The organism is Streptomyces olivaceoviridis (assembly GCF_014650115.1).
In the GTDB taxonomy this organism is placed as follows: Bacteria; Actinomycetota; Actinomycetes; order Streptomycetales; family Streptomycetaceae; genus Streptomyces; species Streptomyces olivaceoviridis.
Map to the genome: position 1 here is coordinate 26,367 of NZ_BMUI01000033.1, position 26,779 is coordinate 53,145.

The 26,779-nt window shown below is 74.4% G+C and carries 11 protein-coding genes; 1 reads left to right on the forward strand and 10 read right to left on the reverse strand.

The genetic code is table 11. From position 1 onward, the window contains the following. Positions 1–43 precede the first annotated feature (43 nt). From IE273_RS37160 to IE273_RS37205, 10 genes are all read right to left on the reverse strand, one after another. Positions 44–15,685, reverse strand: coding sequence for a type I polyketide synthase (locus IE273_RS37160; RefSeq protein WP_189819536.1), 15,642 nt, complete (start codon positions 15,683–15,685; stop codon positions 44–46). A 212-nt stretch (positions 15,686–15,897) separates the two neighbouring features. Next, positions 15,898–17,166, reverse strand: a complete 1,269-nt coding sequence (locus IE273_RS37165; protein ID WP_189819537.1) for a cytochrome P450 — start codon at positions 17,164–17,166, stop codon at positions 15,898–15,900. A 41-nt stretch (positions 17,167–17,207) separates the two neighbouring features. Beyond that, positions 17,208–17,918 (reverse strand): O-methyltransferase, encoded by a 711-nt coding sequence (locus IE273_RS37170; protein ID WP_189819538.1) that lies wholly within the window; start codon positions 17,916–17,918, stop codon positions 17,208–17,210. A 117-nt stretch (positions 17,919–18,035) separates the two neighbouring features. Then, the gene (locus tag IE273_RS37175) at positions 18,036–19,277 is read right to left on the reverse strand and encodes a cytochrome P450 (protein WP_189819539.1); all 1,242 of its coding nucleotides are present in this window, start codon (positions 19,275–19,277) and stop codon (positions 18,036–18,038) included. After that, positions 19,274–19,576: a hypothetical protein gene (locus IE273_RS37180; RefSeq protein WP_189819540.1), complete on the reverse strand. Its 303-nt coding sequence runs from the start codon at positions 19,574–19,576 to the stop codon at positions 19,274–19,276. The genes IE273_RS37175 and IE273_RS37180 overlap by 4 nt, the downstream gene beginning before the upstream one ends. Before the next feature lie 28 nt (positions 19,577–19,604). Then, positions 19,605–21,146, reverse strand: a complete 1,542-nt coding sequence (locus IE273_RS37185) for a class I adenylate-forming enzyme family protein (RefSeq protein ID WP_308437079.1) — start codon at positions 21,144–21,146, stop codon at positions 19,605–19,607. Positions 21,147–21,356: 210 nt separating this feature from the next. Continuing rightward, on the reverse strand, positions 21,357–21,665 hold the full coding sequence (locus IE273_RS37190) for a hypothetical protein (protein ID WP_189819542.1): 309 nt from the start codon (positions 21,663–21,665) through the stop codon (positions 21,357–21,359). Between the two features lie 372 nt (positions 21,666–22,037). Then, positions 22,038–23,060, reverse strand: a complete 1,023-nt coding sequence (locus tag IE273_RS37195; RefSeq protein WP_189819543.1) for an LLM class flavin-dependent oxidoreductase — start codon at positions 23,058–23,060, stop codon at positions 22,038–22,040. Further along, positions 23,045–24,310, reverse strand: a complete 1,266-nt coding sequence (locus tag IE273_RS37200) for a 3-deoxy-7-phosphoheptulonate synthase class II (protein ID WP_189819544.1) — start codon at positions 24,308–24,310, stop codon at positions 23,045–23,047. Before IE273_RS37200 ends, IE273_RS37195 begins: the two co-directional genes overlap by 16 nt. Positions 24,311–24,481: 171 nt before the next feature. Next, positions 24,482–24,934, reverse strand: a complete 453-nt coding sequence (locus IE273_RS37205) for a type II 3-dehydroquinate dehydratase (protein WP_189819545.1) — start codon at positions 24,932–24,934, stop codon at positions 24,482–24,484. Positions 24,935–25,356: 422 nt separating this feature from the next. On the opposite strand from IE273_RS37205, the gene IE273_RS37210 reads away from it, so the two are divergent. After that, positions 25,357–26,667, forward strand: coding sequence for a helix-turn-helix transcriptional regulator (locus tag IE273_RS37210; RefSeq protein ID WP_189819546.1), 1,311 nt, complete (start codon positions 25,357–25,359; stop codon positions 26,665–26,667). Positions 26,668–26,779: the final 112 nt, after the last annotated feature.

Sequence of the window (26,779 nt, forward strand, 5' to 3'; positions counted from 1 at the left end):
GAGTCGCGCTGTGCGTCGCGCCGCTGCCGCGGGTGCGCAACCGTCAGGCATCGGCCATCGCCCCGTCCAGGCGTGCCAGCAGGTAGCCGGTGAGCGCGGCCGGCGTCGGGTGGCCGAAGACGGCCGCGGAAGTCAGCCCGGTGCCGGTACGGTCGCCGATCCGCCGGGACAGCTCGATCGCCAGCAGCGAGTCCAGGCCCAGTTCGAAGAACCCGCGCTGGGCGTCGACCGGTTCGGCCGGATCCAGTTCGAGCACCTCGGTCAACTGCGCTCGCACCAGGTCCAGTACGGTCCGCTCCCGCTCGTCGGGGCTCTGCCCGGCCAACTGCTCCCTCCACCCGTTCTCGGCACCCGCGGCGGACTCCGCCGTGTGGGCGGCCGACCGCCGACGTGAGCGGACCAGCCCGCGCAGCAACGGCGGCACGGGACGGCCGGCCGCCGGAGCGGCCCACTGCTCGGGCCGGCCGGGCACCGGGAACGGCTCGCCGGAGCGCAGCGCCTCGGACACCGCCGACAGCGCCACGTCCGGGTCGGGCGCGCCGCCGGTCCCGGCCACAGCGGGCAGCAGCACCGGGGCGCTGCCGGCCTGCCCGGCCATCCGGCGGCGGGCCACGACCGCCCGCGCGAAGCCGTCGGCCGCGGCGTTCGCCGGATGATGCACCGGCCCCAGCAGGGCCGCTGCCGAGGTGACCACCAGGAACAGGGCGAGGCGGTCGTCCGCGGTGAGGTCGGCGAGGTGGCGCAGCGACTCGGTGCGCGCGGCCAGCACCTCGGTGAGCCGGTCCGCGTCCAGCTCCGCGAGCCGGGTGTCGTCGGGCAGCCCCGCGGCGTGCACCACGCCGGTGAGCGGGTGCTCGTCCGGGATGCCGTCCAGCAGCCGGCGCAGCGCGTCCCGGTCGGCGACGTCGCAGGCCCGGACGGTCACCGACGCGCCGAGGGCGGTGAGGTCGGCGGCCAAAGCCGCAGCGCCCTCGGTGCCGGGTCCGCCCCGTCCGGCGAGGACGAGGTGGCGCACACCGTGCTCGGCGGCCAGGTGCCGGGCCACCCGGGCGCCGGCCGTGCCGGTGCCGCCGACGACCAGGACGGTGCCGTCCGGATCGAGGGCCGGGGCCGTGGCCTCCGTCGTGGCGACCGGTACCAGCCGCGGCACGTGCACCCGCCCGGCGCGCACGGCGGCCTGCGGTACGGCCGCGGCCAGGACCCGGCCCAGGCTTGCCGTGCCGCGGTCTGCAGGTGCGGTGCGGGGCTCTTCCGGTGCGTCGTCGAGCAGCACGAACCGTCCCGGGTACTCGGCCTGGATCGCGGCGTACATCTCCCACACCGCCGCCGCGGCCGGGTCGGGCGCCGCCGCACCGGTGTCCCGGGGACCGGCCGGCACCGCGGCGCGGGTGCGCACCACCAGGGCCCGGCCCGCCAGATCCGGCTCGTCCAGCCAGGCCTGTGCGACGGCGAGCGCCCGCCGGCAGGCGTCCTCGGGTTCCCGGCCCGCGCCGACGTCGAACACTGCGGTCGCTGCGGCTCCCAGGGGCGACGGGTCCGCGGCAACCCGGTACACGGCGTCGTCGCTGTCGACGGTGACGATCTCGACGGCGCTACCCGGCCGCCCGTCGTCGAGCGGGACCCATTCGGTCCGCAGGGCACGGCCGCCCCGTCCCGCCGGTGCCACGGTCGCCGGCCCGGCCGTGATGCGGGCCGCGGTGAGCACCGGCAGGCCCGTGTGGTCGGCCGCCTCCAGGCTGACTCCGTCGCCGGTCCGCCGCAGCCGGACGCGCAGCGCCGAGGCGCCGGACGCGTGCAACACGACCTGCTGCCAGGCCGACGGCACGTGGCCCGCCGGGAAGCCCGCCACGTGCGCCGCGGCCTCCAGCAGCAGCGGGTGGACGCCGAAACGGCCGACGGCGTCGGTCTGGTCGGCGGGGACGGCCACGTCGGCGTAGACGTCCTCGCCGCGCCGCCACACCGCGCGCAGGGCCGGCGGCACGGCGGCGCCGGTCGCCACGGGCAGTTCGTCGAGGCCGACCGGTTCGGCGCCGGCCGGCGGCCAGGGGGCCGGGTCCGGCTCGGGCTCGGTGGCGGGGGCGGTGGGTGACAGCACGCCCTGTGCGTGCAGGGTCCACACGGGCCGGTCCCGGTCCGTCGTCGCGGGTGCCGACCGCACGGTCACCGGACGGCGGCCGGCGGCGTCGGCGCCGTCGACGCAGATCTGCAGCCGTGCCGCGTCCCCGGGGCCCAGGACCAGGGGCGCCGTCAGCTCCAGCTCCTCCAGGTCACCGCAGTCGACCTCGTCCCCGACCCGGATGGCCAGCTCGACCCAGAGCGAGCCGGGCACCTCGACCGGACCGCCGTCGGTACCGGCGGTGAGCCAGGGCTGATCGTGCGCCGAGAGCCGTGAGACGGCCATCAGCCCGTCCGAGCCGGGCAGTTCGACCATCGTGGTGAGCAGCGGGTGCTCGGTGCGGGCCAGGCCGAGAGCGCCGGTGTCGGTGGTCCGCGAGCTCCGCAGCCAGTAGCGCCGGTGGTCGAACGGATAGGTCGGCAGCTCGCGGCAGAGGTCCCGCCAGCCGGCCTGTCCGGTGGGGAGGGCCGTCGCCCAGGAGACCGGCAGGCCGGCGGCGAAGGCTTCCGCGAAGGCGGTCGTCAACCGCTCCCGGCCGCCCTCGCCGCGCCTCAGGGTGGCGAGCACCGGCGTGGTCCGGCCGGTGTCGTGGATGATGTCGAGGAGGGACGGGACCAGCCCGGGATGGGCGGAGACCTCGACCACGGCGCGCGCGTCGGCGCTCACCGCGCGGACAGCGGCGTCCAGTTCGACCGGCCGGCGCAGATTGCGGAACCAGTAGCCGGCGTCCAGGAGTTCGTCGGGGCCGATCCAGCGACCGTCGACGGTGGAGTAGAACCGGCAGCCCGGGACGAGCCCCTGTGCGGGCCGTTCCCCGATCCCGTCCAGGGCGGCCAGCATCGGCTCCTGGAGTTCGTCGACGAGGAACGAGTGGGAGGCGTAGTCCGCCCGGATCCTGCGGAACCAGAGCTGCTGGTCGGCCGCGGCGGCGGCCAGCTCCTCGATGGCGGCGCGTTCGCCGGAGACGGCCACGTTCACCGGACCGTTCACCGCGGCGATCTCTACCCGGCCCCCGTAGTCGGCGAGCATCTCCGTCATCCGTGCGCGGCTCACGCCGACCACGAGCATCCCGCCGGTGGACGGGAGCGCCGCGGCCATCCGGGAGCGCAGCACGATCGCGCGCAGCGCGTCCGGCACGGACAGCAGGCCCGCGACGCATGCCGCGGCGATCTCGCCCTGCGACGCGCCGAGCACCACGTCCGGCACCACACCGGCGGACGCCCAGAGCTGGGCCAGACCGGTCATCATGACGAACGAGGCGGGCTGGATCACGTCCACCCGGGACAGATCGTTCTCGCCGCCGAGCGCCTGCTCCAGCGTCCAGTCGAGGTCGTACTCGGCGAGCAGCGCGTCGCATCGCCGCACCCAGGCCCGGAACTCGGGCGAGTGGTCCATCAGTTCGCGGCCCATGCCGACCCAGTGGCCGCCCTGGCCCGGGAAGAGGAACACCGTCTGGGTGCCCGGGGTGGACGATCCGCCCGGCGCCCGGTCGGCACCACCGGCGGCCAGCGCCCGCAGCCCGTCGACCAGTTCGGCGCGGTCGGCCGCGATCACGGTGGTCCGCGTCTGGTGCCGGGTACGTCCGTGGGCCAGAGCGGTGGCCAGCGCGGGCAGGGGCGCGGTGCCACGCTCGGCGAAGTCGGCCAGCCGATCCGCGAGCGCGGCCAGCCGGGCCGGGCTGCCGGCCGTCAGGACGAAGGGCAGCGGGGCGTCCTCGGCGGGGCTCCGCACCGGCTCGACCGCTCGCCGCGGCGGCTCCTCCAGGATGAGGTGGGCGTTGGTGCCGCTGAGGCCGAACGCGGACACGCCCGCGCGGCGGGTGCGGCCGGGCCGGGACGGCCACGGCCGGGCGTCGGTCAGCAGCTGGATCGTGCCGCTGGACCAGTCCACCTCGGGTGTGGGGGCGTCCACGTGCAGGGTGGCCGGCAGTGTCTGGTGGCGCAGCGCGAGCACCATCTTGATCACGCTCGCCACGCCCGCGGCGGCCTGGGTGTGACCGATGTTGGACTTCACCGAGCCGAGCCACAGTGGCTGCTCGGGGTCGCGCCGGCCGTAGGTGGCCAGCAGCGCCTGGGCCTCGATCGGGTCGCCCAGCCGGGTGCCCGTGCCGTGCGCTTCCACGACGTCCACGTCGGCGGGGGCCACCCCGGAGACCGCGAGCGCGCGCCGGATCACCCGTTGCTGGGCCGGCCCGTTGGGCGCTGTGAGCCCGTTGGAGGCGCCGTCCTGGCTGATGGCGGAACCGCGTACCACGGCGCTGACACTGTGTCCGTGGGCGTGGGCGTCGGCCAGGCGTTCCAGCAGTACCACGCCGACGCCCTCGCCGTTGCCGGTGCCGTCGGCGGAGGCGGCGAACGCCTTGCACCGGCCGTCGGCCGCGAGCCCGCCGTTCTTGGCGAACTCGACGTAGGCGCCCGGCGTGGCCATCACGGTGACGCCGCCGACCACGGCCAGCGAGCACTCGCCGTTGCGCAGCGCCTGCATGGCCAGGTGCATCGCCACCAGGGAGGAGGAGCAGGCGGTGTCCACGGACACCGCCGGGCCGGTGAAGCCGTACACGTAGGACACGCGGCCGGAGACCACGGAGACCGCGCCGCCGGTGCCGCGCAGGCCGTCGGATTGCGCGTCGCCGCCGAACATGCCGTAGCCCTGGCCCATCACACCGACGAACACGCCCACGTCGGTCCCGCGCAGCGCGGCCGGGTCCAGGCCGCCGTCCTCCAGGGCCTCCCACACGACCTCCAGCAGCAGCCGCTGCTGCGGGTCCATCGCCGTCGCCTCGCGCGGGGAGATGCCGAAGAACCCGGCGTCGAACTCAGCGGCGTCCGCCAGGAAGCTGCCGGCCTCCACGGGGACGGTGGACAGGTCCCAGCCGCGGTCGGTCGGGAACGGCGACCGTCCCTCCCCACGGCGGATCAGCAGCTCCCACAGGTCGTCCGGTCCTCGTACCCCGCCCGCCAGCCGGCAGCCGAGTCCGACGACGGCGATGTCGTCGTGAGCTCCGGCGGCCACCACCGGCGCCGCCTCGGCGGGTGTGGCGGTGCCGGCCAGTTCGTCGCGCAGGAACCCGGCCAGTTGCCGGGGGGTGGGGTAGTCGTAGACCAGGGTGGCGGGCAGGGTCAGTCCGGTCGCGGCGGCCAGGCGGTTGCGCAGTTCCACCCCGCCGAGCGAGTCCATGCCGACGCTCTGGAAGGCGGTGTCCGGATCGATGTCGTCGGCGGACCCGTGGCCCAGGACGAGGGCGGCGCGGGAGCGGACGAGGGTCAGCAGCCACGCCTCCTGCTCGGCCGGGGAGCGGCCGGCGAGCGCGGCGAGCAGATCGCTCGCGGCGGCCGTGTCTTCGGCGCGCCGGCGCGCCCTGACGAGGTGCCGCAGCAGCGGCTGGACCGGACCGCCTGCGGCGGCGTCGGCGCGGGCGGCGGCGAGATCCAGCTTGATCGGCACCAGGTGTGCCTCGCCGCCGTCGAGGGCGGCGTCGAACAGGGCGAGGCCTTCCTCCGGTCGCAGCGGCAGCACGCCGCCGCGGCGCATCCGGGCCCGGTCCGTGGTGTCCAGGTGCCCGGTCATGCCGCCGCTCTGGTCCCACAGGCCCCAGGACAGGGCCACCCCCGGTCGGCCGGCCGCGCGGCGCGCCGTCATGAGCCCGTCCAGGTAGGCGTTGGCGGCGGCGTAGTTGGCCTGTCCGGCGGAGCCGAGCAGGCCGGCGGCCGAGGAGAACGCCACGAACGCGGCGAGATCGCAGTCCCGGGTCAGCTCGTCCAGGTGCCGCGCGCCCTCGGCCTTCGGACCGAGGACGGCGGCGAGGCGGGCCGGGTCCATCGCGCCGAGCAGACCGTCGTCGAGGACGCCTGCGGTGTGGACGACGGCGGTGAGCGGGTGGGCGGCCGGGATGCCGGCGAGGAGCGTGGCCACGGCGGCGCGGTCCGAGACGTCGCAGGCGGCCACGGTCACCGCGGCGCCCAGTCGGGACAGTTCGGCGACGAGTTCCTCGGCGCCTTCGGCCGCCGGTCCTCGCCGGCCGGCCAGCAGCAGGTGCCGGGCACCCCGGGCGCGGACCAGGTGGCGGGCCACCAGGGCACCGAGCGAGCCGGTGCCGCCAGTGATCAGGACGGTGCCGTCGGGGTCCAGCGCGGGCTGCCCGGCGCTCGGCTCCGCGAGCGGCCCGGCGGGCGCCAGGCGGGGTAGCAGGAGGGTGGTGCCGCGCACCGCCGTCTGCGGTTCGCCGGTGGCCAACGCCGTCGCGACCGCCGCCTCGGTGTCCGCCCCGGGGTCGAGGTCGAGCAGCAGTGTCCGGCCCGGCATCTCGGCCTGGGCGGCGCGGACCAGGCCCCAGACGGCGGCCGAGGGGGCGTCGGTGGCGGAGGCCGGTCCGGTGGGCGCGGCGCCGCGGGTGACGACTACGAGCCGGGCGTCGGCGGGAGCCTCGTGCTGCCAGGCCTGGAGCACGGCGAGCACGTGCGCGAGCAGCGGCTGTGCGTCGCCGCCGGGGGCGACCTCCAGCACCGCGGCGGCCGGCGGGCTGTGCTGCGGTTCGTCGTGCCCGGTCCCCCCGGTCCCCTCTTCGGCGGTCCACACGGGTCCGGGAGCGGGCACGGTGGCCCGCGCCGCGAACGCCGTCACGTCCGCGGGGCTCGTCACCGGAACCGTCACGGTCTGCCCGGACGGTACCGCGGAGGGTTCCGTGGCGGTCCAGACGACCCGGTACATCGCGTCCGCGGCGGCGCCGGCGCCCAGGTCCTCCGGCCGGATCGGCGCCGCCGTCCAGGACCGGGCGGACAGCACCGGGATCCCGGACCCGTCGGTCGCCTCAAGACTCCACCGGTCCTCGCCGAGCGGGGTCAGCCGGGCGCGCACGCGGCGTGCGCCGCTCGCGTGCAGCACGACCTCCTCCCACACCGTGGCGGCCGTGGAACCGGCCGTCACCGCCCGCGTCACCGCTTCCAGCAGGGCCGGGTCGAGGCCGAACTCCGGGGCGCCGTCGGGGCCGGTGCCGTCGTCGGTGAGCGCGACCTCCGCGTACGTCTCCTCGCCCCGGCGCCACATGCCCAGCAGCCCGGGGCTCTCCTCGGGCGTCTCGACCGGCTCGGCCCCGGCCGGCGGCCACGCCCGCGGCGCCGGGTCGGGCGCGGCCGGCGTGCGCGCGGACAGTTCGCCGACGGCGTGCCGGACCCAGGTGCCGGAACCGTCCTGGGCACCGTGGATGGTGACCGGGCGGCAGCCCTGCTCGTCGGCCGCACCCACGGTGATCTCCAGCCGTACCCCGGCGTTCGGCGGAACGACGAGCGGGGTCTCGACGGCGAGGCGCGCCACCACCCCGCAGCCGACCTCGTCACCGGCCCGGACGGCCAGGTCCAGGAGTGCCGCGCTGCTCACCACGGTGGCCCCGTGCACCCGGTGCCCGTCCAGCCACGGATGGGTGGCCGACGACAGCCGTGCGGTGCCGACGAACCCGCCGGTGTCCGGCACGGGGACGACGGCGGACAGCAGCGGGTGGTCGGCGGGCAGCTGTCCGAGGCCGGCCGCGTCGGTGCGTCCGGCGGCCGTCTTCACCCAGTAGTGCGTGCGGTCGAAGGCGTACGTCGGCAGCTCGACGGCGGACGCGCCGGCCGGGAGCAGTGCCTGCCAGTCGGCCGGGACGCCCCGTACGAACAGCTCGGCGAGCGCGCCGATCGCGGTCTGCGCCTCGTCGTGTCCGTCGCGCAGCATCGGCGCGCACACCGGCTCGGTGCCCGAGGCGGCGGCCGTCTCCAGCATCGGCGCGGTCAGGGCCGCGCCCGGTCCCATCTCCACGAACAGCCTTCCGCCCTGGTCGAGCGCGGCGGCCATGCCGTCGGCGAAGCGCACGGTGCGGCGTACGTGCTCGACCCAGTAGTCGGTGCTGGTCATGTCGCCGTCCTGGTGGGCGACGACGCGGATTCGCGCGGGCTGCCAGGTGACGTCGGCGATCGCCGCGCGGAACTCGGCGAGCATCGGGTCCATCCGGGCGGAGTGGAAGGCGTGGGACACCTGGAGCCGCTTGGCCTTGCGGCCCTGTGCGCGCAGCGCGTCGGCGGCGGCGAGCACCGCGTCCTCGTCGCCGGAGAGCACCACCGAGGAGGGCTGGTTCACGGCGGCGATGTCGACGCCCGCACCGAGGAAGGGGCGGACGTCGTCCTCGGTGGCGGCCACGGCGACCATGGCGCCGCCGGCGGGCAGCGCCTGCATGAGCCGGCCCCGGGCGGCGACGACGGTCGCCGCGTCCTCCAGCGACAGCATTCCGGCGACGTGCGCCGCCGTGATCTCGCCGATGGAGTGGCCGAGCAGCAGCCGCGGGCGGATGCCCCACGACTCGGCCAGGCGGAACAGTGCGGTCTCGACCGCGAACAGCGCCGCCTGGGTGTGGACGGTCTGGTCCAGCAGCGCCGCCTGCGGGCTGTCCGGTTCCGCGAAGACGACGTCCCGCACGGAGGTGCCGACCGCGCCGAGGAGCCGGTCGTCCAGGCGGGCGCAGGCCTCGTCGAAGGCCGCCGCGTACACGGGGAAGCGGGCGTACAGCTCGCGTCCCATGCCGAGCCGCTGCGATCCCTGTCCCGGGAACACGAAGACGGTCGAGGCGGCGGCGCCGACCGCGGCCGTTCCGGCGGTGACGCCGAGGGCGGGCTCCCCGGCGGCGATCGCGTCGAGCCGGTCGAGGAGGGTTTCCCGGTCCGCCGCGGCGACGACGGCCCGATGGGCGAGCAGGGCGCGGCCGTTGAGCAGGGTCCGCGCCGTGTCCGGCAGCGGCAGCCCGGTCGCGACGGCCGCGCGCAGCCGCTTCGCCTGGCCGGCCAGGGCGGCCGGGTTGTGGGCCGAGACGACGAAGGGCAGTACGGCACCGGCCGCGTCGTCCGGCGGTTCGGACCCGGTGGCCGCGACGGCGGGCGGTGTGGTCGTGTCGCCGGGCGCCGTGGCCGGTTCGGCCGGGGCCTGTTCGAGGATCAGGTGCGCGTTGGTGCCGCTGATTCCGAACGAGGAGATGCCGGCCCGGCGCGGGCGGCCGGTCTCGGGCCAGGGGCGTTCCTCGGTGAGCAGGGCGACGGTGCCCGCGGACCAGTCGACGTGCGGCGTCGGCTCGTCCACGAAGAGCGTCGCGGGCAGCACGCCGTGCGTCAGGGCCCCGACCATCTTGATCACCGAGGTCACGCCGGCCGCGGCCTGGGTGTGGCCGAGGTTGGACTTGACCGATCCCAGCCACAGCGGCCGGTCGGGTGAGCGGTCCCGCCCGTAGGTGGCGATGATCGCCTCGGCCTCGCTCGGGTCGCCGAGCGTGGTGCCGGTGCCGTGGGCCTCCAGCGTGTCGACCTCGTCCGGCGCGACCCCGGCGGCGGCCAGCGCCGCGCGGATCACCCGCTGCTGCGACGGGCCGTTCGGCGCGGTGAGGCCGTTGGAGGCGCCGTCCTGGTTCACCGCGGAGCCGCGGATCGCCGCGAGGACACGGTGGCCGTTGCGCCGGGCGTCGGACAGCCGTTCCAGGAGTACGACGCCCACGCCCTCGGAGAGCACGGTGCCGTCGGCAGCCGCGGCGAAGGCCTTGCACCTGCCGTCCGCGGCCAGGCCGCGGGCGCGGGAGAAGCCGGTTACGCCGACCGGGGAGCCCATGACGGCGACGCCTCCGGCGAGGGCCAGTTCGCACTCGCCCAGGCGCAGCGCCTGGGCCGCGAGGTGGATGGCCACGAGGGACGACGAGCAGGCGGTGTCCACCGTCATGGCCGGGCCCTCCAGCCCGAAGACGTAGGACACCCGTCCGGAGGCGACGCTGCCGGCGGTGGCGGTGGTGGTGAAGCCTTCGAGTTCGGCGGGCACGTCGGCCAGTGAGCCCAGGTAGTCGTGGATCGACATGCCGGTGTAGACGCCGACGCGTTCGCCGCGTACCGACGACGGGTCGATGCCCGCGCTCTCCAGCACCTGCCAGGTGGTCTCCAGGAGCAGCCGCTGCTGGGGGTCCATGGCCAGCGCCTCGCGCGGGGAGATCCCGAACAGGGCGGCGTCGAAGTACCCGGCGTCCCGCAGGAATCCGCCCCGGCGGGTGTAGGCCGTGCCGGCGCGGTCGGGGTCGGAGTCGAAGAGGCCGTCGAGGTTCCATCCGCGGTCGTCCGGGAACTCCGAGATGCCGTCCCGGCCGTCGGCGACCAGCTGCCACAGCTCGGCGGGCGAGGTGACCCCGCCGGGCAGCCGGCACGCCATGCCGACGATCACGACGGGGTCGTCGTCCGTGGCTTCGGCCGGGGCGACCGGGCGCACGGGGGTGACGGCGTCGACCGTGCCGCCCAGTTGTTCGAGCAGGTGCCGGGCGAGCACGACCGGTGTGGGGTAGTCGAAGACGAGCGTGGCGGGCAGCTTGACAGCGGTGGCCGCCGACAGCCGGTTGCGCAGTTCGACGGCGGTCAGCGAGTCGAAGCCGATGTCGCCGAATCGCTCGGAGTCCAGGGCGGGGTCGGCCTCGCCCAGACCGAGGACGGCCGACACCTCGGTGCGGATGACGTCGAGCACCAGCTCGGTCCGCTCCTGGTCGGGGAGCCCGGCGAGCCTGCGGGCCAGCGCTCCTTCGGCGCCGGCGGCGGCCTGGGCCGTCCGCCGCGGCGGGCGCACGAGGGCGCGGAACAGCGGGGGGACGGTGCCGTCCGCGGCTGCCTCGGCGCGTACGGCACCGAGATCGAGCCGGATCGGCACGAGGAGCGGGTTGCCCGAACGGATGCCGAGGTCGAAGAGGGTGAGTGCCTCGGCCGTCGACATCGGTCGGACGCCGCCCCGGCTCATCCGAGTGCGGTCGACGTCGGCGAGCTGTCCCGTCATCCCGGTGACCGGGCTCCACAGGCCCCAGGCCAGGGACACGGCGGGCAGTCCCGCCGCCCGCCGGGCCGAGACGACGGCGTCGACGTAGGCGTTGGCCGCCGCGTAGTTGCCCTGGCCCGCGGAGCCGAAGACGCCGGCGGCCGAGGAGAACGCGGCGAAGACCTGGGGCGGCCGTTCCCGGGTCAGCTCGTCCAGCAGGCGCAGCGCGCCCGCCTTCGGCGCGAAGACGCCGGCCATGCGGTGCGGGTCCAGGCCGGCGATGACGCCGTCGTCCAGGACACCCGCGGCGTGGATGACGCCGGTCAGCGGGTGCTCGGACGGGACGGCGGCGAGCAGTTCCGCGAGGGCGTCACGGTCCGACACGTCGCAGGCGGCGACGACGACGGACGCGCCCTGCCCGGTCAGTTCGTCCACGAGCGCGGTCACGCCCTCGGCTGCCGGGCCGCGCCGGCTCGCGAGCACCAGCCGGCGTACGCCGTGCTCGCGCACCAGGTGCCGGGCCAGCAGCGCGCCGAGTACTCCGGTGCCGCCGGTGATCAGCACGGTGCCGTCCTCGGCGAATCCCGTGGGTACGTCGGGTGCGTCGGGTGCGTCGGGTTCGGTGAGCCGGGCGCGGCCGAGTCGCGGGGCGAGGACGGCATCGTCGCGTACGGCGGTCTGCGGCTCACCACTGGCGAGGGCCGCCCCGATCGCCCGGTCCCGGTCGGCGCCGGGCTCCAGGTCCACCAGGACGAACCGGCCGGGGTTCTCGGCCTGCGCGGCACGCAGCAGTCCCCACACGGCGGCGCCGCCCGGGTCGGTGACCGGTCCGCGTACCGGCACCGCGCCCCGGGTCGCCACGACCAGCGGCACCGTTGCGAGGGCAGGCTCCTCCAGCCAGGCCTGGAGCACTCCGAGAACCCGGCACAGCAGCGGCAGCGGATCGTCCCCGGTACGGGCCCCGGTGTCGGTTCCGGGAGGCGCGGTGAGGTCGAGCACGGCGAGGTCGGGCACGGGCTCGCCCAGATCCTCGGCGAGCGTGATCCGCACCACGTCACCGGAGGTGGCGACGACGGCCCGGTGCTGCGCCTGCTGCCCGGCCGCGGACGGCACACGCGTCCAGTCGAGCTGCCAGAGCGCGTCGGGGGCCTGGGCGGGGTCGGCGCCCAGGTCGGAGATGGGCAGGGAGACCAGGGACTGCATGGTCAGGACCAGTGCCCCGGTCTCGTCCGCGGCGTCGAAGGAAAGGGCGTCGGGACCGCACGGCGCGACCCGGACGCGCAGCGCGCCGGCGCCGGCCGCGTGCAGCTGGACGCCGTTCCAGGCGAAGGGGAGGACGTTGCGGTCGTCCTCGTGCCGGTGGAAGGCGTTCGCGTGCAGCGCGGCGTCCAGGAGCGCGGGGTGGATGCCGAACTTCTCGATGTCCTCGCGGTGTTCGGCCGGCAGCACGGCTTCGGCGAAGATCTCCTCGCCGCGCCGCCAGACGGCGGTCAGTCCGGCGAAGGCCGGCCCGTAGTCGTATCCGCGTTCGGCGAGGCGGGCGTAGAAGTCGTCGGTGTCCTCCCGGCGTGCGCCGGGCGGCGGCCACTGGCCGAAGTCGAATCCGCTGCCGCCGACGGCGGCGTGGGAGTCGGACAGCATGCCCGCCGCGTGCCGGGTCCAGCCCTCTCCGTCCCGGGAGCTGTACACCTCGACCGGGCGGCGTCCCGTCGCGTCCGTGCCACCGACCGCGACCTGGACCCGGACGGCGCCTTCCGCGGGGAGCACCAGGGGTGCCTCGATCACGAGTTCGTCGAGGACGCCGTGGCCGAACTCGTCGCCGGCCCGGATGGCCAGGTCGACGTAGGCGGTCCCGGGCACGAGCACGACGTTCTGGATGCGGTGGCCGGCCAGCCAGGGATGGGTCGCCAGGGACAGCCGTGAGGTGAAGACCAGGCCGTCGGTCTGCGGCAGTTCCACCACCGCGCCGAGGAGCGGGTGCTCGCTGGTCACCTGGCCCAGTGACTCGGCGCCGGCCCCGGTGCCGGGCATGGTGATCCAGTACCGCTGGTGGTCGAACGGGTAGGTGGGCAGGTCCACCGGGGCCGGCCCGCGGTCGGGGACGGCCGTGGTCCAGTCGACCGTCACCCCGCGCACGAACGCCTCGGCCATCGAGGCGAGCATCCGGTCCATGCCGCCCTCGTCCCGGCGCGTCGAGCCGACCGCCAGGACGTCCGCGTCCAGTTCCTCGGCGATGTCGGTGACGGCCGGCACCAGGACGGGGTGCGCGCCGAGTTCGACGAAGATCCGGTGGTCCTCGGCGATCAGCTCCCGGACGGCCGGCTCGAACAGGACCGGCTGCCGCAGATTGCGGTACCAGTAGTCGGCGTCGAGCCGGTCCTGCTCGTCGAGCCACCTGCCCTCGACCGTGGAGTAGAAGGGGATGCGCGGCGCCGACGACCCCAGCCCGCCCAGGTCGGCCTCCAGGGTGGGCCTGATGCTCTCGACGTAGTGGCTGTGCGAGGCGTAGTCGACGGGAATCCGGCGGAACCGGAAGTCCAGTTCGCCCGCCCGAGCGGCCAGTTCGTCCAGCGCGGCGCCCTCGCCGGCCACCACCACCGCGGACGGGCCGTTGACCGCGGCGACCTGCAGCCGCTCGGCCCAGGGTTCGATCAGCGCGCGCACCTGGTCCAGCGGCAGCCCGACGGAGGCCATGCCGCCGCCGCGCGGCAGCACTTCGGCGATGGCCTGGCTGCGCAGGGTCACCACCCGCGCGGCATCGGCGAGGGACAGCGCGCCGGCCACGCAGGCCGCCGCGATCTCACCCTGGGAGTGGCCGATCACCGCGTCCGGGACCACGCCCGCGGACTTCCAGACCTCGGCCAGGGCGACCATCACGGCGAAGCACACGGGCTGGACGACGTCGACGCGCTCCAGCTCGGTGCCGTCGCCGCGGAGCACGTCGGTCAGCGACCAGTCGACCCACGGCTCGAACGCCTCCTGGCATTCGGCGATACGGGCGGCGAAGACCGGGGAGACGTCGAGCAGTTCGCGCCCCATGCCGGCCCACTGGGTGCCCTGCCCCGGGAACGCGAAGACGGTCTTGCCGGGCCCGGTCTGGCCCGCGGCACCGGTGATCACGCCGGTGCCGGTGCGGCCCTCGGCCAGCAGCGCGAGTCCGTCGCGCAGCTCGTCCCGGGTGCGGGCGAGGAGCACGGCCCGGTGACTCATCAGCGCGCGGCCGGTCACCAGCGCGGAGGCGAGGTCACCGAGTGCGACCCCGTCGTCGACGGGTCCGCGGAGCCGCCGGGCCTGGCCCGCGAGCGCCGACGGGGTACGGGCCGAGACGACGAACGGCACCGTGCGTCCGGGCTCCGACGGGGTGGCGGCGGGGGCCTCGGCCGGCAGGTCGCCGGGAGCCTCCTCCAGGATCATGTGGACGTTGGTCCCGCTGGCGCCGAAGGCGGAGATGCCGCTCCGGCGGGGCCGGCCGCTCTCCGGCCACTCGCGCCCCTCGGTGAGCAGCTCGACGGTTCCCGAGGACCAGTCGACCTGCGGGGTCGGGCTGTCCACGTGCAGGGTCGCGGGCAGGTAGCGGTGGCGCAGCGCGAGTACGGTCTTGATCACGGCGGCCACCCCGGAGGCGGCCTGGGTGTGGCCGAGGACGGACTTGACCGAGCCGAGCAGCAACGGCCGTTTCGGGTCGCGGCCCTGTCCGTAGGTGGCGATGAGTGCCTGTGCCTCGATCGGGTCGCCCAGGGTGGTCCCGGTGCCGTGGGCCTCTACGGCGTCGATGTCGTCGGTGGACAGCCCCGCGGCGGTCAGCGCGCTGCGGATGACGCGTTGCTGGGACGGCCCGTTCGGAGCGGTCAGCCCGTTGGAGGCCCCGTCGGAGTTGACGGCCGAGCCTCGGATCACGGCGAGGACCCGGTGTCCGTTGCGCTCCGCGTCGGAGAGCCGTTCCAGCAGGACGACGCCGACGCCCTCGGCCCAGCTGCTGCCGTCCGCGGTCGCGGAGAAGGACTTGCACCGTCCGTCGAAGGCGAGGCCGCGCTGGCGCGCGAAACCGACGAAGCCGCCCGGGGTGGCCATCACGGTGGCCCCGCCGGCGAGGGCCAGCGAGCACTCGCCGCGCCGCAGCGCCTGGGACGCCAGGTGGATGGCGACCAGCGACGAGGAACACATGGTGTCGACGGTGACGGCCGGGCCCTCCAGCCCGAGGCAGTAGGCCACCCGGCCGGAGGCGATGCCGCCGGCGCTGCCGAGCGCGCGCTCCAGGCTGAGGAAGTCCTCCGCTCCGGGGAGGTCGGGCGCGTAGTCCTGGTGCACGATGCCGGCGTACACGCCGGTGTCGGAGCCGCGCAGGCTCTGCGGGTCGATCCCCGACCGCTCCAGCGTCTCCCAGCACACCTCCAGGAGCTGCCGCTGCTGGGGGTCCATCGCCAGGGCCTCCTGCGGGGAGATCCCGAAGAACCTCGCGTCGAACTGGGCCGCGTCATGGAGGAAGGCGCCCTGGTTCACATAGGTCGTGCCGGGGGTGTCCGGGTCGGGGTCGTAGAGCCCTTCGAGGTCCCAGCCACGGTCGTCGGGGAACGGCGTGTACACGTCCGTGCCCTCGGACACGACCTTCCAGAAGTCCTCCGGGCCGGCGATCCCGCCCGCGAAGCGGCAGCCGATCGACACGACGGCGATCGGCTCGGAGGCGGCGGCGAGCAACTGGGCGTTCTTCTGCCGGAGGCGCGCGGTCTCCTTGACCGACGCGCGCAGCGCCTTTACGAGATCCTGTTCCGGCGTGCTCAAGTCCGTCCTCCAGGCTTGTCGAAGCGAACGCGTCGGGGCGTCGGTGCGGTTTCCGCCGATCGACGGCGCCCCGGGCCGGCGGTGCCGCGGACGCGGCGGGCCGGCCGAAGTCCCCGGCCGGCGGCGGTGTTCGCCGCCGGGCCTGGGGGTGAGTACGAGCGAATACGTGAGTGGTGTGCGGGCGCCGCCCGCGCCGTGGCGACCGCCGGCCGCTACCGGGCCGGTCGCGCCGTGCGGGGGCCCGCCACGACCGTGACCGGCAGGCGCACCGGTCCGAAGAACAGCAGCGACGGCCGCCACCGGGGTGCCCCGGCGGGGCGCAGCGCCGGCCCCCGGTGCAGCGCCCCGCACACGGTTTCGACCAGCAGTTTCGCCAGCGCAGCGCCGAGGCAGTGGTGGATTCCGGTGCCGAACGCCAGTGACGCGGTCTCGGGACGCTCGATGTCCAGTTCCTCCGGCCGGGCGAACACCTCCGGGTCGCGGTTCGCCCCGGCCAGCAGGAGCACCACGATCGATCCCGCGGCGACCGGCACCCCGCGGATCTCGGTGTCGCGCGTCGCGTAGCGGCGGGTGATGTGGTAGCCGCCGCTGTGCCGGAACGCCTCGGCGGCTGCCCGTTCGGCCCGCGCCGGGTCGGCGGAGAGCCGCTCCAGCTGGTCGGGGTTGGTCAGCAGGGTGTGCATGATGTTGCCGAGGGTGTCGCTCAGGGTCGTCACGCCGGCCCCGAAGACCGGGAGTACCGCGAGCGCCAGCTCACGGTCGGTCAGCTGCTCGGGGTCGCCCGCCTGTTCCGCCAGGCAGGCGCTGATCAGGTCGTCGCCGGGCTCGGTGCGCTTGCCGGCGATCAACTCCGTGAAGAACGCGCCGAGTTCGGCTGCGGCCTCGTCCGCCTGCCGGCCCATGGCCGCCCTGGCCGCCTCGTCGGCGCCGGGGTCGGGTGCCGGGACCGCTTCGTGCAGCAGCGTCCAGCAGCGGGGGTGCTCACGCACGGGGATGCCCAGCAGGCCGCCGAGCACCGCCAGGCTCAGCGGAACGGAGACGAGTTCCTGGAAGTCGGCGACGTGACCGGACGGGACGGCGGCGAGCCGGTCGAGCGCGCTCAGCACCTCCTTCTCCACCACCGGGCGCAGCACCTGCAGCCGGCGTGCGGTGAACCCCCGCGACAGCTGCCGCCGCAGCCTGGTGTGGTCCGGTGGGTTGCGGAAGAACAGCGACGACAGGAACTGCTCCTGACTGCGCGACGGCCGCCATCCGGGGATGTTGTCCGCCATCCAGTCGGTGTCGACGACCCGGAAGGTCTCCTGGTCGGCCAGGACCTGCCGGCAGTCCGCGTAGCGCGACACGAGTGTCGTACCGGTCCGTTCGCTGCGGTGGACGTCGGCGAGTTCGCGGAGCCGGCGGTAGTGGGCGAACGGGTCGTCGCTCGTGCCCGGTGCGAGTACGAACCGCACCAGCTCCTCGATGTCCTGCCCGGTCGTCATGGTGTCCCCCTCGTCGGTGCCGTCGCTCTGCCGCCCGGCCCTCAGGCCGTGCGCCGCGCGACCCAGAGACCGTCGCGCACCGGCAGGATGACGCCGTCGAAGTCGGGGTCCTCGGCGAGCGCCGTGTTCATGTTCCGTACGCCGACCAGTTCGTTCGAGTGTTCGGCGGTCTCCCCGGCGACGACGCCGCCCCCGCAGAAGGCGTTGTCGATCATGAGGAGGCCGTTCACCTCAAGGTGCGCCTTCGACAGCTTCAGCAACTCGGTGGCGAGCGAGGGGTCGCTGCCGAAGTACCGGTGCTTCATGATGTCCTGGAAGATCAGGTCGTAGGTGCCGAGTTCCGGGACCAGCTCGAAGGCGTCACCGACGAGGATCTCGATGCGGTCGGCCATGCCTGCGCGGTCGATGAAGTCAGCGGCACGTGCCGCCCGTTCGGGGTCGAGTTCGATGCTGGTGACCTTGCCGCCCTCGGGCAGCGCGTACGCCAGCCACAGCGCCGAGTAGCCGATCGCGGTACCCAGGTCGAGCACCCGCGTCACGCTGTCGCCGCGCAGCGCGGTGAGCGTGCGGACGATGGCGCCTTCCAGCCGTCCGATGACGGGGATGCCCTCGTCCCTGGCGACCTTCTCCATCTCCAGCAGGACGGTGTTCAGCCGCTCGGGCAGCGGCGCCTGGCGGACCAGTGCGGTGGCGAAGACCTCCCGCTGGTCGGTGCTGTCCTGCGGGACGATGGGCAACGATGTGTTGATCATGAGTGTATTCCGTTCTGCTGGGTCCGGTCACCGGTCGCGGTGCGCGAAGCCGTCCACGGATCAGGCGGCCGGTTCTGGTCGACGGGGCGGAGACAGGCGGCACGCCGTGCTCCTCCGTCATGGGGGCAGGCCCGCCGGATCGGCTTCGAACGTGACGGGCAGGGTGTTCATGCCGTGCAGGATGCTGGAGTGGATCCAGGTCTCCGGCGCGGTCTGCCGCACGCCGGACACCATCCGGCGCAGGCTGTCCAGTACGGCCTCGATCCCGGCCCGGGCAAGGACGTGACCGAGGCAGTGGTGCGCGCCGGAGGCGAAGGCCAGGTGCCGGTTCGGGGTGCGGGTGAGGTCGAAGCGGTCGGGGTCCGGGAAGACGTCGCCGTCCCGGTTGGCCGAGGCGATCCAGGCGCTGACGATCTCGCCCGCCCGGATCGGCCGGCCGTTCACCTCGACGTCGGCGGTGGCCGTCCTGCCACCGTGCAGCGAGGGCACGGTCCAGCGCAGGACCTCGTCGGCGGCCACCCGGAGGTCCAGGGCGCCGCTCCTGAGCGCGTCCCACTGCTCCGGGTTCCCGATCAGTGCCAGCAGACCGCCGGAGATGGCGTGCCGGCCGGTCTCGTCCCCGCCGGTCAGCAGGCCGTGGCAGTCGGCCATCAGCTCGGCGTCGCTGAGCGGCTCCCCGTCGATGCGGCAGTTGGCGAGCAGACTCACCACGTCGTCGCCGTCACCGCCGCGCCGGGTCCGTGCCAGGTCGGCGAAGTAGAGCAGGATCTCGCTCTCGGCGGTCCAGGAGTCCTCCGGCGGGGCGTCGGCGTGCCTGGAACGCCCTGCCCGCAAGACGAGGCCGAGCAGGTACTGCCGGTCTCCCCGCGCCACGCCGAGCAGGTCGAAGACCGCGCCTAGCGGAATGTTCGCGGCGACGTCCCGGACGAAGTCGGCTTCGCCCTTGGCGACGGCCGCCGCCACGAGTTCGTCCGCCGTGCGGCGCACGCCCTCCTGGACAGCGGCGAGTACCCGCGGGGAGAACGCCCTCGTCAGGATCGCGCGGATCCGCTGGTGGCGCAGTCCGTCGGTCACCGCGAGCAGCGTCCCCGCGGCCGCGTCCCCTCCGGTGAGCAGGGTGGGCAGGCTGTTGCCGTGCTCGGTGGTGAACTCCCGGCTTCGGTAGACCTCCACCACGTCGGCGTACCGGGTGATCACCCAGAACCCCGGCCGCGAGCCGCGCGCGGGCTGGCGGTGGAAGGGGCGCTCGGCCCGCAGCCGGCGCCACACCTCGGTCAGGTCGTACTCGGCGTGCAACCGGGGGTCGGCGAAGTCCAGTTCGTCGAGTTCGTCGGGGGAGGCCAGGGGCAGTGACGTCATCGGCTGCCGTCCTGCGCGGCGGTGGCAGCCGCGGCGAGCGCGCGAACCGTCGGGTGGTTGGCGCTCTCCTCGAGCGCGACGGCGATACCGGCGGCGGGGGCCCGCCGGCTCACGCTGCGGGCGAGCCGGGCCGGTGCGGCGTCGCGCGGGCGCCCGGCCGTGGCGCCGAGGCCGCCCGCGGGCCGGGGCGCTTCCGCGTGCGGCGCCGGCCGACGACGCGGGCAGCGCCGGGCCGGTTCGGCGGCCTGCCGCCGCGTGCCGCCGTCCGGGGAACCGTCGTCGCGGGTCGGCGCGGCCATGGGAGCGCGGAGTGTCGCTCGCCCCATGTCACGCCGTCCCCTCGGCGCGCCCGGCCCGTGCCAGGACCTCGGCGCGCAGCCGTACCCGGTCGGGCTTGCCGGGACCGACCAGCGGCAGCGTCTCGCGCAGTTCGATCTCGGCCGGCACGTGGTTCACCGACAGCGCGTCGGTGACGTGCCGTGCCAGCACCGCGCGGTCCAGGGTCACCCCGTCGCGGGGCACCACGGCCGCGCAGATCCGCTCGACGCGCTGCTCGTCCTCGACGCCGAAGACCGCTGCCGCCGCCACGCCCGGGTGCTCCAGGAGCACGCGCTCGACGGCGCTCGGATGGACCTTGATGCCCTTGACCTTGATGACGTCCGCGATCCGGCCGTGCAGATGCAGCAGGCCCGCCTCGTCCAGGTGTCCGATGTCCCCGGTGTGCACCCAGCCGTCCCGCACCACACGCGCCGTCAGTTCGGGTTCGTTCCAGTAGCCGGCCATCTGCCACCGGGCCCGCACGCACACCTCGCCGGGCTCGCCGACGGGCAGTGCCCGGCCGTCGGTGACGGACCGGATGCTGACCCGGTCGGCCTCCAGCGGGCGGCCGGCGGTGGCGCGCAGCTCCGGGTCCAGGTGGTCCTGTGGTGTCAGCAGGCTGATCATTCCGGTCTCGCTGGTGCCGTAGACCTGGAAGAGGACGGGGCCGAGTGCCTTCACCGCGTGGGCGAGCCGCTCGGGCGCGGCGGGACTGCCGGTGTAGAACAGCTCGCGCAAGCCCGTCAGGTCGGTGTGCGCGGTGTCGGGGTGGTCGGCCAGCGTGTTCACCTGCGGGGTGCCGAGCACGAGGCGGGTGATCCCGTGGCGGGGGACGGCGCGCAGTACCTCGGCGGCGTCGAAGCCGGGGTGCAGTACGACGGTGCCGCCGGCGACGATCGTGTCGTCCGCGGAGGCGCCGCTCGAATGGGTGAGCGGCGCGGTGACCAGGCAGCGGCCGCGGCCACCGCGGGCCGCGGACGTCGCGATCATCTCGTTCTTGACCGCGTAGGGCCAGCAGACGCCCTTGGGCTTGCCCGTGGAGCCGCTGGTGTAGGTCACGACGGCGATCGTGCCCTGCTCGGCGGTGGCGAGGTCGAAGTCAGCGGGTGCCGACAGGTCGACCGCGCCCGGGAGGGCGTCACCGCCGCCGAGCACCGCGACCGGCAAAGGCTCGGGCAGAGCGGCGCGGAGGTCCCGTGCCCGCGCGGTGTTGTCCTGGTCGACGGCGAGCAGGGTGGGCTCGACGTCCCTGAGGATGCCGAGCTGCGCCTCGGCGGAGAGTTCGTCGGAGGGGTCGATGGCGCTGACCCCGCGGACGTGCACCGCGGTGGCGCCCACCAGGTTCGCGGCGTAGCGCAGTATCAGGGTCGCGGGCGTGTTCGGGTTCGTGAGTACGGCCACCGTTCCGCCGGGGCCGACGCCGTGCTCGCGCATCCGGGCCGCCGCGTGGATGACGGAGTCCGCCAGCTCACGGGCGGTGGTCGGCGTGTCCCGGTGAACGAGCGGGATGCCGTCGGGCTCGGCGCTCAGCTTGGTGAGGATCTGGCGCACGTAGTGATCATGGCCTTGCACGTCCGTTCTCCAATGCGACTCGGTGGTCAACAGGCACGTTCGGGCATGACGGCTCGGCATGCCCGGCCCGGGTGTGCGGGGATCTTCCAGCGGGGTGCATCGACCTGCGCCCTGATCCCGACCACCGTAGGTTCCGGCCGACAGGGCCCACATCCCTCGGGCTGGTAGCCCGGCGGGATCACCGCGCGGTCACGGTCGACGGCTGTCAGGCGTGCCGACGCGCAGCACTCGACCGGTGAGGGCGTCGGCGGCGGTCCCGCCGCGCATCCGGACGGAGGACTCCACAACGGTGGGGAACCGGCCCGCCCGGCCGGCCGGGTCGGCCGACGAGGAGCGGCGCGGTGCGGAGCCGGGCCGTACCGCCCGGCGGCGCCGGTGCGAACGCCGGGGTCCGCAGGGGGTCTTGAGCACGGTACGGGCGGTGGCGTGCTCGGCGTCCGCGCCGGCGTCGTCCGCGACGGTGAGCAGGATCGGCGGGTCGCCGAGCCCCGCACACACCTGGCGTTCTCGGCTTCCACTCCTGCGTCGTCCGCGACGGAGGACCGGTGGGCGGCCGGGCCCGGCACGCGCCTGCTCGGTCGCGATGCCGGCCGAGGCACCGCCGGTCCGGTCGGGGCACGCACCGCCACCGCTGCCCGGCGGCCCGGGTCCCCGCCCTGGGCCGCCGTCGTCGTGCGGGCGGATGCGCCGGCGGCGAGCAGCGCCCCGCCGAATCCGTCCGCGGCCACCGCGAGCACGGCTCCCGCTTCCGCGACCGTCGCAGCCCGCGAGGTTCCCCGGGGTTCGCCGGTGCGCGCTGACTCACCCGCACGCGCCGCAGACCGGGCCGGGCCCGGTCGGCATCGGTCGGGCCGGTGGGTGTCAGGTCGGTCAGCGGGTCATCTTGCGTACGGCGGGGAGGACTTCGGTGCCGAGGATCTCGATGATCCCGGCGACCTCCGCGAAGGGCATCCCGCCGAGGTCGATCTGGGCGAGCAGCCGGTCGTGGCCGAACAGCTCGTGCTGCCGCCCGATCCGGTCCACGATCTGCTGCGGGCTGCCGAGCAGCAGCGCGCCGTCCTCGCCCCGCTGTAGGTCGAACATCTCGCGCCGGCCCTGCAGCCGGCCCCGGGAGTGGTGGGCGGCGTAGGCGGCCCAGTGGGAGTGGAAGCGGTCCACCTCGGCCGGGGTGTTCGCGACGTGGAGATAGTTCGTCGTGGCCACCGGCAGCTCCGCCGGATCGTGCCCGGCCTGCTTCGCCGCCGCCCGGTACACGGCGAACGTCTCGACGAGACGTGAGAGCGCACCGCCGTTGGCGCCGACGAGGATGGGCACGCCGAGCGACCCGGCCCGCTTCGCGCTCCCCCGGTTACCGCCGACGCCGACCCAGACGGGCAGCGGGTAGCGGTTGGCGCGGGGTACCACCCCGGCACTGGTGAGCGGCGCGCGGTGGCGGCCCGACCAGCTGACCCAGGGCCGAGTGGTGATCTTGCGCAACAGCTCGAAGTGGTCGGTGAACAGGTCGTCGTAGTCGTCGAACTCGTACCCGAACAGAGCGAACGGCTCGGGGAACGCGCCGCGGCCCACGGTGATCTCGGTGCGGCCCCCTGAGATCAGGTCCACGGTGGCGAAGTCCTCGTAGACCCGCACCGGGTCGAGGACCCCGATCAGCGTCGTCGCGCTCGTGAGCTTGATGCGCGTGGTGGCCTGGGCGATCGCGGCGAGCACGACGGCGGGCGAGGACACCGCGTAGTTCGGATGGTGGTGCTCGCCGACGGCGAAGACGTCCAGGCCCGCCTCGTCGGCGAGTACGGCGGCGCGCACGATGTCGGTGATCCGCCTGCCGGCGGGCGCCACGTCACCGGTCGCCGGATCCGGGGTGAGGTCGGCGAGGCTGATCAGTCCAAGCTCCATGCGGACATCCTGTCAGGACGCCCATGGCAGTGGCACGCCGCTCGGCCGGGTCTCGGTGCCCGGCGGATCAGTTCCGCCAGGCGCGCGGTCACCGCCATCGCCTGACGGGTGTTCAGCCGGGGGTCACAGGCGGTCTCGTAACGGTCCGGCAGGTCCGCCTCGCCGACGCCCGCGCCGAGGCACTCGGTGACATCGTCCCCGGTCAGTTCCAGATGGACGCCGCCAGGGTGGGTGCCGAGCCGCCGGTGCACCTCGAAGTACCCGGCGAGTTCGTCGAGGACGTGCTCGACGCGCCGGGTCTTGTGGCCGGTCGGTGCGACGAAGGTGTTGCCGTGCATGGGGTCGCACTGCCAGACGACCTGGTGTCCCAGCGCGGTCACCTTCTCGACGATGGGCGGCAGTACGTCGCGGACCCTCCGATGTCCCAGCCGGGTCACCAGGGTCAGCCGGCCCGGCACTCCGTCCGGGTCCAGCCGCCGTACGTACTCGACGGCTTCCTCCGGGGTGGTGGTGGGGCCCAGTTTCACACCGACGGGGTTGGCCAGCAGTTCGGCGAACCCGATGTGGGCGCCGTCGAGCCGGCGCGTCCGCTCCCCGATCCACAGGAAGTGCGCCGAGCCGCTGTAGGGCCGGCGGTCGCCGGGCGGACCCGGCCGCAGCAGCGCGCACTCGTAGTCGAGCACCAGCGCCTCGTGGCCGGTGAAGACTTCGCCGCCCGTCCAGGCCCGCACGAAGTTCATCGCGACCGCCGAGGCGGCATGGGCCCGGAGCATCCGGTCCGGGTCGGGCGCCCGTTCCGCGGGGGTCGCGGCGCGGCCGTTGATCATGTCCCCGCGGTAGACGGGCAGCCCGTGGGCGTCCACCGCGGCGGAGCGGGGCTTGGCGTACTGTCCGGCCATCCGGGCCAGCCGCACCACCGGCAGGCCGCCCACGCGGGCGAGCACGGCGGCCATGCGGGTCAGGAGGTCGAGGTTCCCGCGCAGATGCGATTCGGTGTTCCCGCTGAAGGTCTCGGCGCAGTCCCCGCCCTGGAGGACGAAGGCCGCACCGCGCGCCACTTCCGCGAGCCTGGCCGTGAGGCGGTCGGCCTCCGCGGGCAGGACCAGCGGCGGCGCCGTGCGCAGCGCCTCACGGACGGCCCGTACACCGGCCTGATCCGGCCATTCGGGCTGTTGCGCCCTGGGCCGGGAGACCGCGACCGCGAGCGGCAGCGGGGCCGGACCGGCCGCCGGCAGCCCCAGGTGCATCATCGGCGGTGCGGGGACGCGGCGGCGGTGTGCGCTGTCGCGGTCCCCGGTCGTCCGTGGCGGGGGTGCCGGGCGTTCGGCGGCGGGAAGCCGGCCGCGGCCCGTTCGGCGGTGGTCACTGTCCGCTCCCGGTGTGGTGGCAGGAAGACGAGGCCCTCGTGACGGCCCGGAGCATCACGGCTGCCCGGCGCCGACCTCGCACAGCCGCAGGAGCGCCTGTGCGGCGAGCCGGTAGCCGAGAGCGCCGAGGCCCACGACGACGCCGGAGGCGAGCGGTGCGAGAACGGATTCGTGCCGGAACTGTTCCCGGGCCCAGACGTTCGACAGGTGCACCTCGATCCACGGGGGATCGTAGGCCGCCAGCGCATCCCTGAGGCTCCAGCCGGCGATCATCAGGGCGCCGGGGTTCACGATGGCGCCGACGGTCGTGGCGCGGTGCTCGTGCACGGCCCGTACCAGCTCCCCCTCCCCCTCCCGCTGCACCGGGATCACGTCCCAGCCCGCTTCCGCCACTTCGGCCGCAACCATTTTCTCGATATCACCGAGAGTCTCTCGGCCATATACCTCCGGCTCGCGTTCGCCAAGAATTCCGAGATTAGGTCCGTTCAGCAAAAGAATGGAACTCATACCCACCTCTCCGGGCGACGGAATCTGACCCTCGGGCACCATCAGGACCCGAGCCGAAAGACTCACCCACCCCTACAGCGGACCACAATCGCACGACCTGACAGTCCTGGACACCCTTGCAGCACCCGTCGAATCATCCCAGCTCACCTACCTATCCAGGTGACGCCCGACACAAACGCGCAACAGTCGCCCCCCTCGCCGAACAAGTCGCTCCGCAGAAGTCAATCAAGTCTCGACAAAGGATTCACCAATTTAATTGCGCGCTGAAATTACCCTTTTGGGGCCGGATTACCGCCCCCATATAGCCACCGTTGACAACGGCGCGGAGCCACCCATAGGCTCACTCGGAGCGTGAGTTTGCATTTCCCGACCGGGGGGCTGTTTTGCAAAATGGCACATTAGTCAAATACGACACTCCTGATATGGCGGCATCTCCGCTGAAGTGCGCGGCATCGTCGTGTCGTACCGCCTCCTTCATCTCGTCGGCCCGGCGCTCCTGGCGCAACGGCCGGCTGGACGACGGCATCCGCACCGCCGAACAGGCGCTGCACGACGGATGCACGGTGGACAGTCCCTGCCGCACGGAGGCCGCCTTCGTCCTGAGCCTCCTGCTCGCGCAGGTTCGGCGGACGGACCACGCACACGCCGTACTGGACACCGTCGAGGAAGTCGTCCAGGCACGCGACGACGACCGGTTGACCGCGACCGCGACCCTCGCTCGATCCGGTGTCGTCCTCGCCACCGGTGACTTCGAGAAGGCGGCCAAGCTCGCCACCGCCGGACTCGGCGAAGCCGAGCAGTCCGGGCTCAGGGCCTGGTCACCGCTCGGCCACTTCGTGCTGGCACAGTCCGCGCTGCGCCAGGGCCACCTGTCGACGGCCGTCCGCTACACGCAGAAGCTGAAAGAGGACACCGTCTTCCAGCGGGAGATGCTCCATGTCGGCCAGGCCGCCTGGGCCGTGATACAGATCGCCGAGGCCACGAAGGGCCGGCGCCACGCCGTGCCGCTGGGCGCCGAACTGCTCGCCGCGGACACGGTCGTACGGCAGCTCTCGACCGCCGAACCCGCGGCGCTGCCCTGGCTCGTCCGGCTGATGATGAACAGCGGTCACAAGCAGCTCGCGGCACACGGGGTGCGGATCTGTCAGCAACTGGCCGCCGAGAACCCGCATTTCAGCACGGTCCAGGCGGCCGCGGCCCACGCCGCCGGACTGCACGACGAGGACCTCGGCAAGCTCCGGCTCGCCGCCGAGTCACATGTCGATCCCTGGGCGAAGGCGTCCGCCAACGAAGACATCGCCGTCATGCTCGCCCGTGGTGCCGACGACCGGACCACCCCGGCCCGCGACCTCCAGCAGGCGCTGGACACCTACACGCAGACCGGAGCCTGGCGGGACGTCTCGCGCATCGAGTCCCGGCTGCACCACAGCACCGCGGAGACCGGCGCAGTCGGCCGCCACCAGCGAAGACGGGAGATACCGGAACTGACCGACACCGAGTACGCCGTCGCGCATCTGGTCGCCCAGGGCTTCACCAACGGCCAGACCGCGGGCCAGCTCTTCCTGTCACAGCACACCATCGCCTTCCACCTGCGCAAGATCTTCCGCAAACTGGACGTGGAGTCCCGCGTGCAGCTGGCGAGCCTGTGGAAGGACCTGGCTGTCCGGCAGACGGGGATACGCGAGCACCCGACGGGCGCCGTCGCGACGGGCTGGCCCCGGCTGTCCTCCTAGCAGGACCGTCCCCGCCCGAGCGGACCGGACAGCGGCACTGGCCTTCGGAGCCTTCGGAGCCACTGTGCCTGTGCCGCAGAAGCGGACCGGTGGCACCAGCGGCACCGCGCTC

Excerpts from the sequence above, each read along its gene's own strand:
- IE273_RS37165 (WP_189819537.1), bottom strand. The coding sequence starts at position 17,166 with ATGACGACCGGGCAGGACATCGAGGAGCTGGTGCGGTTCGTACTCGCA.
- IE273_RS37170 (WP_189819538.1), bottom strand. The coding sequence starts at position 17,918 with ATGATCAACACATCGTTGCCCATCGTCCCGCAGGACAGCACCGACCAG.
- IE273_RS37175 (WP_189819539.1), bottom strand. The coding sequence starts at position 19,277 with ATGACGTCACTGCCCCTGGCCTCCCCCGACGAACTCGACGAACTGGAC.
- IE273_RS37180 (WP_189819540.1), bottom strand. The coding sequence starts at position 19,576 with ATGGCCGCGCCGACCCGCGACGACGGTTCCCCGGACGGCGGCACGCGG.
- IE273_RS37195 (WP_189819543.1), bottom strand. The coding sequence starts at position 23,060 with ATGGAGCTTGGACTGATCAGCCTCGCCGACCTCACCCCGGATCCGGCG.
- IE273_RS37200 (WP_189819544.1), bottom strand. The coding sequence starts at position 24,310 with ATGATGCACCTGGGGCTGCCGGCGGCCGGTCCGGCCCCGCTGCCGCTC.
- IE273_RS37205 (WP_189819545.1), bottom strand. The coding sequence starts at position 24,934 with ATGAGTTCCATTCTTTTGCTGAACGGACCTAATCTCGGAATTCTTGGC.
- IE273_RS37210 (WP_189819546.1), top strand. The coding sequence starts at position 25,357 with ATGGCGGCATCTCCGCTGAAGTGCGCGGCATCGTCGTGTCGTACCGCC.